Origin of the sequence: Erysipelothrix sp. strain 2 (EsS2-6-Brazil) (assembly GCF_016617625.1) — a bacterium.
Classification (GTDB): Bacteria; Bacillota_I; Bacilli_A; order Erysipelotrichales; family Erysipelotrichaceae; genus Erysipelothrix; species Erysipelothrix piscisicarius.
This window is the reverse complement of record NZ_SBAR01000001.1, coordinates 272,043-284,977: the sequence shown is the minus strand read 5'-3', so window position 1 is coordinate 284,977 and position 12,935 is coordinate 272,043. Positions and strand designations below refer to the sequence as shown.

Here is a 12,935-nt window from a genome sequence, read left to right as displayed (position 1 = left end):
CGGTGTCTTTTTTTCTTGAGATTAGCGTATAATAAAAAAAGAGGTGATTGAATGAAGACTGAAGATATTGTAATCGATTTTATGCGTCATATTGCGATAACCAATACGTCATCCGAGCATACAAATCTTGCATATGAACGTGATATTCGGCAATTTCTTGATTTTATTGAAGACATACCGTTAAAAGATGTAGGGCGCTCGACAGCATACGATTACTTAAATATGCTTTATGATTCAAAACTGTCAAGTGCAAGTGTTGCACGTAAAATATCGACATTACGATCTTTCTATAAATTTCTGCAGGTCAATTACGGACTTGCAGATAATCCGTTTCAACAAATTAAGATTAAACGACAAGGAAGACATCTTCCCCATTTTCTCATGTACGATGAAATTGAAACACTACTCCTAAGTTGTGATGATTCTGTCTTAGGTGTGCGAAATCAGGTGATGATTGAATTGATGTACGCATGTGGTTTGCGGGTAAGTGAAGTTGTTGATTTACAGATTCATGATTTAGATCTCACAGAACGATCGTTACGGGTAATTGGTAAAGGAAATAAAGAACGTCAACTTTTTTTCTATGAATCATTGGTTACTAAGCTTTGGTCGTATCTCAATGTATATCGGCCTCAAATTGCCAATAGTTCAAGATCACATGCTGTTTTTTTAAATCAAAGAGGAAATCCACTTACGCCACGCGGAATACAACACATTCTAGAGCACCAAGGTAAGACCGCAGGACTTCGGATGAAGTTGCATCCACATATGTTGCGACATAGCTTTGCGACGCATTTATTGGACAATGGTGCGAGTTTACGTGTTGTTCAAACGCTTTTGGGTCATGAATCTCTGAGTACAACGCAAATCTATACGCACGTTAGTATGCAAAAAGTTAAAGAAGTCTATGACGATGCGATTGAAAAAATACCAGTCACATAATCTTACATACTTCTGGTATATTTCTTACATATTATTTGTGTATGATTCAAGTGTAAGAAGAAACTCTTACACGTATGATTCCTCTTCTCCTTTATTCATATCCCCTTATGAATAACCAAAAATCATACATAATCTTTCCCCTTATAAATAAATAGAAAAAAAGAGAAGCTGATAATAGAGCTTTTCTTTTTTTGTGTATAAGAATCTTATTGGTCTAAAATAAATAAATCTTGACTTGTTATGCTATTAAGGATATAAAGAGTATGTTATTTTAGTTTTACAATTATACAGGTTATACAAAATTAAGGTTGATTTTATAAAAAAACGAATCATCGAAAACATGAACGGTTTCGTTTGACATTCCAGTTTGTAATCTATATAATTAAGTAGCGTTAAAGAGTAGGGTGAGAGTATGAAATTTTATAGAGCTGATTTAGATCGGTTAAAATCACCACGTTTAGAAATAGACGAGGAAATTATCATCGATCAAGATCTCTTGAAAGGTTTTTCTCTATGTACTGCTTTACGTGAGATCTTCGCAGTAGGTCATGGTTATTATGACGAACACACTTCTAAATTAATTACCGATCTGACAATAGAAGGTATTATGACAGTACCCTGCGCCATTACACTTGAACCATTTGATATCGAATTTTCGATTCCAGTTGGTGATGTGTTTAGTTTCGAGAAACTCGAAGATGACGAAGTAGGTATTGAAATTGAAGGTGAAGAGCTTGATCTTGATCCATATATCGTGGATTCTATCTTAGCTGCAGTTCCCCTAAAGGCAATCCATCCGGATCTTAAGGAATATCCAGAGGGAGATGGCTGGCAGGTTATGACTGAAGAAGATTATACAAAAGAGAAGAGTCAAGAGATTGATCCTAGACTTGCAAAACTAAAAGACTTTAAGTTTGATTAAATGGAGGTGAGACGATGGCAGTTCCAAAAAGACGCACATCTAAAGCAAGAAAAAACAAACGTCGTACACATTACAAATTACCTAATGTGACATTAGCTAAAGATCCTCAAACTGGGGAGTGGAAATTACCACACCGTGCAAATCGCGACGAGGTTAAATAATATAATTAAGTCTTGGATATCCAAGATTTTTTTATGTGAAAATATGGGAAAATTTGGGAAAGTGAGTGTTTAGTATGAATCGTAAATCAGTCGTTTTCGGTCCATTGGCAGTAATTTTTTCATTCGCATGCTTAGCATGCGTTTTAGTATTTACGAAGTATATGCCGATACGGAACCGTCTTATAATATTAGTTGTGGCGGTTATCGTTGCAATGGTGGTCATGATTGTGACCAAACGACCATTTTGGCGTTATTTAATTGCGATTTGTATCCTGATAACCAGTGTATTTGTATTTAGTTCTCAACGATTTGTCGATCAAATGGCGGATACTAAAGAATACGAACTCATTAAGTATGATTTATTGCGAATGAAAGATCATGAATTCGCGAATAATCCGATTATTGGACTCTATGGTGTAAAAGAAAATCATCTTGAGGCCATTTCTGATGACCTTAAAAATGAGATTGGAACCGATCGATTTAAGAAATTCTCGGATATAGATGAAGTTGTTTCTTCGTTTTATGATCAAGAGATTGATGGGCTTTTTGTAAACAAAGCAATGCTTGCGAATTTATCCTTTCTGTATCCCGACTTTTTAAAAGATACGATTTTAGTCAATAGCTATGAATACCGTCTAAGCCGTGATTCTATTGTGAAACATGTGGATGTTTTAAAAGAACCGTTTACCATTTATCTAAGTGGTATTGATGTATATGGAGATGTTGTTACACGATCACGAAGTGATATGAACCTTCTGTTATCTGTGAATCCTAATACCAACGAAGTCTTAACGGTCTCTGTCCCGCGTGATACATATGCTCCGTTGGGGTGTGAAAATGGTGAAATGGATAAGTTGACACATGCAGGTCTTTATGGCGTTACTTGTTCCGTTAAGACGCTTGAAAAGCTATTTAATATTGATATTAACTATTATATTCGTGTTAACTTCACAGGCTTGGTTCAGATAGTTGATACCTTAGAAGGTGTGGATGTTCTCTCTCATTATGATTTTATCACTGAGAATGGGGATGTGTTTATGAAAGGCATGAATCATGTTGATGGTGAAAAGGCTCTGGCTTTTGCGCGTGAGCGAGACCATGTAGAATATGGTGATGTTGCCCGTGGTTTACACCATCAAGAATTGGTCAAGGCAATCTTTGAAAAAGCTACACAAACTGAAAACCTGATCAAGGCACCACAATTAACAGGGCTTGTAAGCCAAGTTGTTGATACTAATCTGGATGATGGTAGTATCTCTAAATTGATTTCTAAACAAATTGAAACCAGTGATCGTTGGCATTTTGAAGAAGATTATCTTCGCGGTACCGGTGATATGCAACCAACCTACAGCCAAGATGGTCGTTATAAATATTATGTATATTGGCCTTCAGAAGAAAGTGTTGCATCGATACAAAAACAAATTAGCGATTTAATCGTCGCAAATAAGGAGGGGTCGTAGTGGGCGATACCACAGCGAATTCAGTTTTATTTTTAAATGCTTTTGTACAAATTGAAATGTATTTGCGAAATTTATTAAATAATCCCAGTGTTGGTTTTGTGCAAATGGTTCATATGGGTGCGCGAAAAGATGAAGTTATTCGTCATTTTCAAACAGACTTAGTGGAGTATGCTCAATTGCGTAATGCGATTGTTCATAATCGTGGTGGTAATGAAGAAGCGATTGCAGAACCGCATGACTCAGTTGTTACGCATATTCAAACAATTGTCTCGAAAATTTATAATCGTAAAACAGTGATGGACTTAGTGCATGACAAACCATTCAGTGTCCCTTCGGATACGTTATTGCTCGATATGGTGAAGCAACAAAACCATCAACATTACTCGGCAATTCCGGTGTATAATAAACATGTTTATGTTGGGGTGGTGCATCCGCGATTATACCAAAGACTGATGGAGGATGCGTCACGTACGTCTTATGATTTAGCGATGATGCGTGTTGAGGACTTACTCAAATATTATCAACCAGATGATCGGGTTGTTTTTGTACCCTTGACCATGTCGATTCCTGAATTGTTGGAGGTCTATGAGACAAATCACAATCGTGGAAAAAGTGTCATTGCAATTATTGTGACAGAAACAGGAAAACAAAATGAAAAACCGCTCGGAATTTTTACCGTTGCGGATTTACCAAATCTTATACGTGAACTTGAATAATTGAACAGTAACGTGTATATTTATCATTGGTAACACTATATAAAAGGAGTTCTTATGGCAGATTATTTTGTGATGAAAAATGCGTCGTTAAAACGCTATAATACAATGAGGTTAGATGTAACAGCGGATACGGTGATAATTCCTCATACTGTTGATGGATTAGTGGAAGCATTACGCGATCATACAGGGAAACGCATTGTTCTTGTTGGAAATGGATCAAACATGATTTTTTCTCAAGAGCATTATGATGATAATACCGTATTTATTATCACAATTTTATTAAATGATTTGGAAATTGTTGATAATGAGATTGTTGCAGAATCAGGGGTTCGTTTAAATCGTCTTGCTTGGTTTGCGTGTGAGCAATCTTTAGGTGATATGGAATTCTGTGAAGATATTCCTGGAACTGTTGGTGGTGCATTAATTATGAATGCGGGTCAATGGCAATATGCGATTGGGCAATTTGTAAATTGGATTGAAGTGTTTAATTATGAAACACAAGAAGTTGAACGTCTTGTTCCCGATGAAGCATTTTTCGGTTACCGTTATTCACGTTTGAATGACCTGCCGGTTTATGTTTTACGAAGTGGATTAAAAACAATTGAAGGCGATTATAATCAAGCGTTGGAAAAAATGCTTTACTATCGCCATGAGCGTTATGTGAAACAACCACGTAATTATGCGAATGCAGGAAGTGTGTTTAAGCGACCAAAAGATAAAAACGGTGAATCACTCTTTGTTTGGAAACTTTTTGATGGTGTTGATCTTCGTGGATTCCGTGTGGGTGATGCGATGGTATCTGAGAAACATCCTGGATTTATTGTGAATGTGGGTCAAGCATCCGTTGAAGATGTTCAAGCTGTGATTCAAGAATGTAAGAAACGTGTTAAAGATGAATACGATGTTGAGTTAGAACTAGAATGGCGTGTAATCTAACATGAAAAAAACGACGATTATTGTAATGTTTATCGGTGTCCTGTCTAAAGTCTTAGGCTTTATCCGTGATATTACCTTATCTTCAATGTTTGGTATGGGGGCCATCACCGATGCATTTAATGCTTCGGTAGCAATCCCTACGGTTGTGTTGTCAGTGATTGGTTCGGCTTTGATTACCGGGGTAATTCCAATGCTGACAAAGATTTCTCATGAAGACAAAAAACGTGGTGATCGATTTGCAAGTAATGTTCTTAACATTATGATTGTGTTTTCTTTAGTGTTATCGCTTTTTATGTTTTTAGTTCCGGAAGTTGTTCTAAAAATAGTAGCGGGTGGATTTAAAGGAGAAACATTGGCGTATGCGGTTGTTTTCGTCCGAACGTTATCCCTCGGTGTTTTCTCAGTAGCGGTGATGCAACTGGGAACAGGATATCTTAATGTAAAAGGAAATTTTATCGTTCCCGCAATGGTAACAATTCCAATGAATCTTATTGTCATTGCAGGGATTGCCATTAGTAGTAAAGCAGGGAATCCTTACATTCTTGGTTATGCGCAACTTATTGCGCTGATTGTGCAAGCAGTAATCATTTTATTCTTTATGTGGCGTAGTGGTTTTGTATATCATGCTGTTATTGATTTAAAAGATGACGATTTACGTTCAATGGTTGCTTTAGCGTTGCCATTGGTACTATCTTCATTTCTAGGTCAATTTAATGATATTGTAATGAAAAATTATGCGACCGTTTTACAAGGTGAGGGTGGTTATAGTTATATGACTTATGCCACGAAGCTTATTGGTTTTGTGCAAGGGATCTTTATTATCGCAATTCTCCAAGTAACCTACCCAACTATTGCAAAGAGTGTGGTTGAGAAGGATATGCGTAAGGTGAATGATTCGATCAACGATGCGGTGCTGATGATTGCATTGTTTGTATTGCCAGCGATGGTTGGATTTATAACCTTAGCACGTGGTATTGTGGAGTTTGTATTCTTGCGTGGTGCAGTAACACCTGCGGATATCTCTGTGATTGTTCCAATCTTTATTTGTGATACGATTGTTCTTTTTGCATATGCGATGCGGGAGTTAATGTTCCGAATCCATTATGCGTATCACGATATGAAGGGGCCGGTTCGCAATACCGTTCTTGTATCGGTACTGTTTGTTGTCGGAATGGTGTTGTTTAGTTTTATTTTCGGTAAATTTGGAATGCCTTTGGCTGGATTGTCCTTTGCGTACTCCTTGGCGGCATTGATTTCATGTGTTCCGTTATATAAGAGTATGAAGAAACATATACCGCGTTCGCGCTTGCGTTTTATTGCATTGGATTTCATCAAGATTACATTGGCAGCATTCATTATGGGTGTTGTGGTTGTACTCCTCAAAAATCCTGTTCAATACTTGATTCCGGGTAAATTGTCGACGATTGTCATCATCCTTGTAGCAGTATTGGCGTATATAATCGCAATCTTAGCCTTAAAAGTTCAATTTGTACGAAATTTAATCTTAAGTTTTCTGAAATAATCGTGAAATGATAAAAAAACGCTTTGGGAGTGGCTTATGCCACTCCTTTTTCTGTGGGTTGATTTCTTCCCATATATCAGGTGATATGATACAATAGTGGTACAAAGTGGTAAGAAGTGGAGGAAAGTGGGGACAATTCAATGTTTATTGGAGAATATCAGCACAATATCGATACCAAAGGAAGAATCATTGTTCCCGCTAAATTCCGTGAGGAGCTCGGCGAAGCAATGATTGTTACGCGTTGGCTCGATGGATGCCTCGCACTTTACACACTTGAACAATGGCAACAAGTCTATGAGAACTTAAAAAAGTTGCCATCAACGAAACGAGAAGTTCGTATGTATACACATATGATTATGTCCAAGGCCGCCGAATGTGATCTGGATTCGCAAGGTCGGATTCGTATCCCTGCACATTTAACACAAGAAGCAAAGTTAACAAAAAATTGTGTTGTAGTTGGGGTAAGCGATCATGTTGAGATTTGGGATCAAACACGATGGACTGAATACTGTGATGCAGCGAGCGAGAATTTTGAAGAAATAGCAGAATCGCTAACGGAGTTTTTCTAATGAAACATATATCAGTCATGCTTGATGAAACAATTGAATTATTAAATATAAATCCAGAAGGAATATATGTTGACGCAACATTAGGTGCCGGAGGTCATAGCTATGAAATTTGTAAGCAATTGACAACAGGAAGACTTATTGGGTTCGATAAAGATTTGGATGCGATTGAACGTACTTCCAAACGCCTCGAAGGTTTCGGTGATAAAGTCACGATGGTTCACGGGAGTTATACGCAACTTACGGATAAACTCAATGAGTTGGGTATTCACGAAGTGGATGGGGTTCTATTTGACTTAGGCGTCTCATCACCTCAGTTTGATGATGCAGATCGTGGATTCAGTTATCGTTTTGATAGCAGGTTGGATATGCGTATGGATCAAACCCAAGCGCTCAGTGCTTATGAAGTTGTGAATGAATATGATGAAGAAAAATTGGTACAGATACTGAAAGACAATTCGGATGAGCGATATGCACGTCGTATTGTTAAACAGATAATTGAAAATAGACCTGTGGAAACAACATTTGAACTCGTTGAGTTGATCAAACGTGCATATCCAGGAAAAGAACTTAAAAAGGGACATCCGGCTAAGAAAACATTTCAAGCTTTGCGTATCGAAGTTAATAATGAGTTTGAAGAAGTTAAGGATGCAGTTGAACAAGCGGTTCATGTTATTAAGCCAGGTGGCCGTGTTGTTGTTATCACATTCCATTCTATCGAAGATAGAATTGTTAAACGAATCTTCAGTAACTACGGTAAACCCAAAAAGGTTGATCCAAAACTACCAATCATTGAAGAACAAGTACTTAATTATAAATTGGTTTCAAAGGCACTCAAGGCCTCTGCAGAAGAATTAGAGTTTAATAATCGCGCACATAGTGCAATCTTAAGAGGGATCGAAAGGGTGAAATAATTATGGCAAAACACGTAATTAAAAGAAAAAAGAAAACAATTCGTTGGAGTGGACTTGTTGGTTTTGTATTCACGATAGCATTATTATTTTCATTTGTTACGCAAATTTTTGTTCGTTCTGAAAATGCACGTCTTGCACGAGAAATTCAAGTTGTTAAACAACAACAAGCAGATATTAATGTCAATAATGAAAAGCTAACAGCTGAGATTCAAGATTTAAGTGATTCAAACCGCGTGGTGTCAATCGCAACGGAAGCTGGATTAGATAACACACATAATGTTGTAACCGTAAAGCATGGTGATTAGATTTGGAAAAGAAGAAGTTACGAAAAAGTGCAAACTATAAAGTTTTAATTGTATCAATCACAATGGCGCTCCTCTTTGTTGTAGTGGGTGCCAATGTTTTTGTTGTATCCGTACTGGGTTATCATTTAAACTCGGGTACGGATTTTCGTGATGACATCAATGGAATCCATACAGTAGAACGTAAAATTCCTGCGAATCGTGGTAAAATTGTTGATCGAAATGATACGGTAATCGCACAAGATCTTGTTGCCTATACGTTACAAGCAAGTCTTGACGAATCACGGATGCATTCGGATAAAACGCCTGCACATATTGATGACAAAGAAAAGGCAGCACAGGTTATTAGCGAGGTTATTGGAACGCCATATGATAAAGTTATGGAAATTATTAGTCAAGATGCGCTTCAAGTAGAGTTTGGATATGCCGGTAAGTATTTAAGCTTAGATCAAAAAACAGAGCTTGAAAACTCGGGAATTCCGGGATTGATGTTTGAAAAAATTATTACCCGGAATTATCCTTTAAAAGTTTTTGCATCGAAGTTGATTGGTTACTCACAATATGATGAATTGGAAGAGGGGCAAGTTGGGCAGATGGGACTCGAAAGTGCCTATAATGATGTATTGGAAGGAACCAATGGATTTGAACAATACACCCATGATCGTGATAATTTTAGACTTCGTTTCGATGATGGACAGCGGAAAGATCCAATTAATGGTAATGATGTAAAGTTAACCCTTGATCGTGGGATTCAAGATTCATTAGAACGTGCACTGCTTGGCATCACCCAAGATCCGGGTGTTAAGGCATCAGAAGCTTGGGGACTTGTTATGGAAGTTAAAACTGGAAAGATTTTAGCGTGGGGAGATGCACCAAGTTTTGACCCGAATGCGCCTGATTTCAGTAATGGTTTTACGAACCGTGTATCTCAAAGTACTTTTGAACCGGGTTCAACGATGAAAACATTCACCGTCGCTGCAGCCATTGAAGAAGGTGTCTGGAATAATGAAGAAACATTTGATTCCAATCCATTCCATGTTGGGGTTGAAAATAATAAAGCATACCGATTACCCTCTGAGGATGGCAGTGTTCATACCATTACCAATGCAGGGGGTCATACTTATGGTCAAATGCGATATGACTATGGGTATGCATTAAGTTCGAACGTTATGATCGCGGAATTACTTACGAATAAACTAGATCCAGAAGTGTTCCACGATTATTTATATAAACTTGGTTTTTATAAAAACGTAAATACGGATAAAATACCAGAAGAACAAGGCTATGATTTATGGCAAGAACCGCTAGAGAAAATTAGTAACGGTTTTGGTCAAGGGTCAAGTGCTTCGATCTTACAGCTTGCTCAAGCTTACACGTCTGTTTTAAATAAAGGTGTAATGGTTAAACCTTATTACATCGATGAAATTAAAAATTCACAGACTGGTGAAGTTATTTATAAAGGACAAACCCAAAATCTTGGTAAAGTCTTTTCTGAAGAAACCGCAAAAAAAGTTCAAGATTTAATGCGATATGTTGTAGATATTACGGGTTCAGGGTATCGTTTTAATATTCCCGAGACTAATGTGATTGCGAAGACAGGTACTGCGCAAACGGTTGTTGAAGGGGTACCGGGTTATTCCCCAACAATCTATAACTTTTCAAGTGCGGTAGCATTACCGTATGAAGATCCGGAAGTGCTTGTTTATACAGCCTATAAAGCGAATTATGGTCATGATGTTGATTATTCAGCGGTTTACATTCGTGATGTCCTTCATAAAATCGCTGCGACTTACGGTATGACCAACGAAGGTGGTAAGGAATCTATTTCTGAAATAACAGTTCAGGAACTTCAAAATTATATTAATTCACCGGTTCCTAAAGCGAAAGAGTCACTTGAGTCTTTAGGTTACAAACCTGTTGTAATTGGTGATGGTGAAACGGTTATTAACCAGAAACCCGAAGTAAATCGTCAGGTTATCAATAATGAGCGGGTTTATCTCTATGCTGGCGATCATAATATGACCTTACCAGATTTTAAAGGGTGGACACGTAAAGAAGTACTCAGTTTTATGAGTATTTCGGGATTAAATGCGGAACTGTCGGGTTCGGGATATGTTACTGAACAGTCTATTCCGCCAGGAACAATTTTCACAAAAGAAGATACGGTTTCACTTAAACTGAATTAAGAATTTGTTATAATAAGTAAGATGTAAGGGAGAAAGATTATGATTGTAGGAATTATCGCGATGTTAACAGCATTTGCGCTCAGTGTTGTTGCTTATCCAAGATTTATTAAATATCTTCAAACAAGCAATATGGAACAAAAAGTCAGTGAATATGCATTAGAAGAATTTAAAAACAAACAAAAAACACCAACTTTTGGAGGCTTTATTTTTGTTGTTGTTTCGGTTTTAGTTGCTCTTGTTTTTAACGGATTTAATTTCAATGGCTCGGTTCTTTTACTTATCGGTGTGTACGCAATGTATGCACTGATTGGTCTCATTGATGATTATAAAATTGTGAAAGAAGGCAAAAACGACGGTCTTTCACCAAAAGTTAAAATGTTTTCACAGTTGTTATTGGCTGTTTTATTTTATGTTATCTATATAAAAATGGGTGGTGATAATAAACTCGCACTTCCATTTATGAAAGAACCCATTGATCTGGGTTGGTTCTATTTACCACTGTTAATGTTTATTTTTGCGGGTGCTTCAAATGCCGTAAACCTAACTGATGGGATGGATGGATTAGCGGGCGGTACAAGTGTTATTGCGTTTGCAGCATTTGCTTTTGTTGCATACACCTTGAACCGCATGGATGTATTTATGGTTCTTTTAGCAGTTATCGGTGGTCTTCTTGGATTTTTGGTTTATAATCGCAAGCCTGCCAAGATTATCATGGGTGATGTCGGATCGCTTGCTTTAGGGGCTTTATTTGCTGGGGTATCGGTATTGCTCAATAAAGAAATTCTTTTAGCGATTGTTGGAGGCGTTTTTGTCTTTGAAACACTCTGTGTTATTATTCAACGGACGTCTTGGAAATTAAGACATAAAAAAGTATTTAAATATACGCCGATTCATTACAGTTTTACACTCAATGGATGGAAAGAGGAAAATGTCGTCAATTTCTTCTATGCACTTGGTGTAGCGTTTGCCATCATTGGTTTAGCCTTAAACGCGATTGCATAGTATGAATGCGTTAATTATTGGAGGAGCACGTTCAGGGATTGGATGTGCTCGTCTTCTCAATAAAGAAGGTTTTGAAGTGATTTTGACGACAAATCAAGACTTTCCGGAGCGTCATGAACTTGAAGCTTTGGGGATCAAAGTTTCTTTAGATGATAAAGATCTGCGTCTTGTTGCACCTTACGATTATGTAATTAAAAATCCTGGGATTCCAAATGATCATCCACTTGTATCCCAATTTTCACGTACCTATAATGAAATCGAAATTGCATCACGGTATGCGAAAAACGCAATGTTTTATGCGATATCGGGGACCAATGGTAAAACAACCACAACTACATGTCTTCATGAAATGTTATTAAAGAAAGATTCGAACGCATTGCTTGCAGGGAATGTGGGATATGCATTGAGCGAAGCGGTTTATCGCGATGGAGATGTTGTTCGTGATGTCGCCTTAGAAATATCGGCTTTCCAAATGGAAGGAACACCGACCTTTTCACCGGAAGTTTATGCGCTTATGAATTTAAGTCCCGATCATATGGATCGTTACGACCAGGTTGATGACTATTACAAGGCAAAGCTAAATATCCTACCCAACGTTAAAACATTTATTCGTAACTGTGATGATGAAAACATTATGCGCTTAACACGCGATTATCAAGGAACGGTTTATAATTTATCAATTACTCATGATGCCGATATATGTGTCCGTCAAGGTTGGGTATATTTCCTGGACCAAGCATTGGTCGAGGTTGCGTCTTTAAAATTAGTGGGGGCGCATAATTTAATGAATGCGGCTTTTGCGGCGAGCCTTGCTTTTCTAGCGGGTGTTGATCTTCAAGCCATTCAAAATGTGATTCAAACATTTAGTGGTGTGGAACACCGTATTGAATTTGTGGATGAAGTGGATGGGGTTCGTTATTATAATGATTCAAAAGCAACCAATCCAGAGTCTACAGAGGTATGTCTTCAAGCCTTTGAAAAACCCATTATCTTATTAGCGGGTGGTTTTGATAAGCATATTTCATTTGATCTCCTTAAACCTTATGAATCACGCATTAAGACCTTGTATGTATTTGGTGAGAGTGCTGATCAAATTTGTGAAGTATTTCCGTTTGCCATCAAAGTCGATTCGATGAAAACAGCGTTTATAGAGGCGAAATCGCATGCAATTCCTGGCGATATCATTGTATTGTCTCCTGCATGTGCAAGTTATGACCAATTTGAAAATTTTGAAATTCGTGGTAACATATTTAAAGAATACGTTAAAACTCTCTAGTTAGAGTTTTTTCTTTTGTGTTTTTCGTGT

13 protein-coding genes are annotated in these 12,935 nt (G+C 37.4%); all 13 read left to right on the top strand.

Going from position 1 to position 12,935, the window contains the following annotated elements:
• Positions 1-51: 51 nt before the first annotated feature.
• The 13 genes from xerA (at position 52) to murD (ending at position 12,905) form a co-directional block, all read left to right on the top strand.
• On the top strand, positions 52-942 hold the full coding sequence (gene xerA / locus EPJ89_RS01340; protein WP_200548831.1) for a site-specific tyrosine recombinase/integron integrase: 891 nt from the start codon (positions 52-54) through the stop codon (positions 940-942).
• A gap of 412 nt (positions 943-1,354) precedes the next feature.
• A complete protein-coding gene (locus EPJ89_RS01335; protein WP_018578853.1) occupies positions 1,355-1,864 on the top strand; it encodes a YceD family protein in 510 nt (169 codons plus the stop codon).
• Positions 1,865-1,878: 14 nt separating this feature from the next.
• A complete protein-coding gene (gene rpmF / locus EPJ89_RS01330) occupies positions 1,879-2,025 on the top strand; it encodes a 50S ribosomal protein L32 (RefSeq protein ID WP_003773155.1) in 147 nt (48 codons plus the stop codon).
• Positions 2,026-2,099: 74 nt separating this feature from the next.
• Entirely contained in the window at positions 2,100-3,485 is a 1,386-nt protein-coding gene (locus tag EPJ89_RS01325) for an LCP family protein (RefSeq protein WP_161636646.1), read from the top strand.
• Positions 3,485-4,201 carry a CBS domain-containing protein gene (locus EPJ89_RS01320; protein WP_161636645.1) on the top strand — a complete coding sequence of 239 codons (717 nt, stop codon included), beginning with the start codon at positions 3,485-3,487 and terminating at the stop codon, positions 4,199-4,201. Before EPJ89_RS01325 ends, EPJ89_RS01320 begins: the two co-directional genes overlap by 1 nt.
• 54 nt (positions 4,202-4,255) lie before the next feature.
• Positions 4,256-5,137 (top strand): UDP-N-acetylmuramate dehydrogenase, encoded by an 882-nt coding sequence (gene murB / locus EPJ89_RS01315; protein ID WP_161636644.1) that lies wholly within the window; start codon positions 4,256-4,258, stop codon positions 5,135-5,137.
• A 1-nt stretch (position 5,138) separates the two neighbouring features.
• On the top strand, positions 5,139-6,659 hold the full coding sequence (gene murJ / locus EPJ89_RS01310; RefSeq protein ID WP_161636643.1) for a murein biosynthesis integral membrane protein MurJ: 1,521 nt from the start codon (positions 5,139-5,141) through the stop codon (positions 6,657-6,659).
• A gap of 140 nt (positions 6,660-6,799) precedes the next feature.
• Positions 6,800-7,228, top strand: coding sequence for a division/cell wall cluster transcriptional repressor MraZ (mraZ, locus tag EPJ89_RS01305; RefSeq protein WP_181950055.1), 429 nt, complete (start codon positions 6,800-6,802; stop codon positions 7,226-7,228).
• Positions 7,228-8,139, top strand: coding sequence for a 16S rRNA (cytosine(1402)-N(4))-methyltransferase RsmH (gene rsmH / locus EPJ89_RS01300; protein ID WP_161636642.1), 912 nt, complete (start codon positions 7,228-7,230; stop codon positions 8,137-8,139). The genes mraZ and rsmH overlap by 1 nt, the downstream gene beginning before the upstream one ends.
• A 2-nt stretch (positions 8,140-8,141) precedes the next feature.
• Positions 8,142-8,444, top strand: coding sequence for a cell division protein FtsL (locus EPJ89_RS01295; RefSeq protein ID WP_125164701.1), 303 nt, complete (start codon positions 8,142-8,144; stop codon positions 8,442-8,444).
• A gap of 2 nt (positions 8,445-8,446) precedes the next feature.
• On the top strand, positions 8,447-10,627 hold the full coding sequence (locus tag EPJ89_RS01290) for a penicillin-binding protein (protein WP_161636641.1): 2,181 nt from the start codon (positions 8,447-8,449) through the stop codon (positions 10,625-10,627).
• Between the two features lie 39 nt (positions 10,628-10,666).
• On the top strand, positions 10,667-11,629 hold the full coding sequence (mraY, locus tag EPJ89_RS01285) for a phospho-N-acetylmuramoyl-pentapeptide-transferase (RefSeq protein WP_125164699.1): 963 nt from the start codon (positions 10,667-10,669) through the stop codon (positions 11,627-11,629).
• Between the two features lies 1 nt (position 11,630).
• Positions 11,631-12,905 carry a UDP-N-acetylmuramoyl-L-alanine--D-glutamate ligase gene (murD, locus tag EPJ89_RS01280; RefSeq protein WP_200548830.1) on the top strand — a complete coding sequence of 425 codons (1,275 nt, stop codon included), beginning with the start codon at positions 11,631-11,633 and terminating at the stop codon, positions 12,903-12,905.
• The last annotated feature ends 30 nt before the right edge of the window (positions 12,906-12,935 follow it).

Coding starts and splice junctions, on each gene's coding strand:
- EPJ89_RS01295 (WP_125164701.1), top strand. CDS start 8,142: ATGGCAAAACACGTAATTAAAAGAAAAAAGAAAACAATTCGTTGGAGT.
- EPJ89_RS01335 (WP_018578853.1), top strand. CDS start 1,355: ATGAAATTTTATAGAGCTGATTTAGATCGGTTAAAATCACCACGTTTA.
- mraZ (WP_181950055.1), top strand. CDS start 6,800: ATGTTTATTGGAGAATATCAGCACAATATCGATACCAAAGGAAGAATC.
- rsmH (WP_161636642.1), top strand. CDS start 7,228: ATGAAACATATATCAGTCATGCTTGATGAAACAATTGAATTATTAAAT.
- EPJ89_RS01325 (WP_161636646.1), top strand. CDS start 2,100: ATGAATCGTAAATCAGTCGTTTTCGGTCCATTGGCAGTAATTTTTTCA.
- xerA (WP_200548831.1), top strand. CDS start 52: ATGAAGACTGAAGATATTGTAATCGATTTTATGCGTCATATTGCGATA.
- murB (WP_161636644.1), top strand. CDS start 4,256: ATGGCAGATTATTTTGTGATGAAAAATGCGTCGTTAAAACGCTATAAT.
- mraY (WP_125164699.1), top strand. CDS start 10,667: ATGATTGTAGGAATTATCGCGATGTTAACAGCATTTGCGCTCAGTGTT.
- rpmF (WP_003773155.1), top strand. CDS start 1,879: ATGGCAGTTCCAAAAAGACGCACATCTAAAGCAAGAAAAAACAAACGT.
- murD (WP_200548830.1), top strand. CDS start 11,631: ATGAATGCGTTAATTATTGGAGGAGCACGTTCAGGGATTGGATGTGCT.
- murJ (WP_161636643.1), top strand. CDS start 5,139: ATGAAAAAAACGACGATTATTGTAATGTTTATCGGTGTCCTGTCTAAA.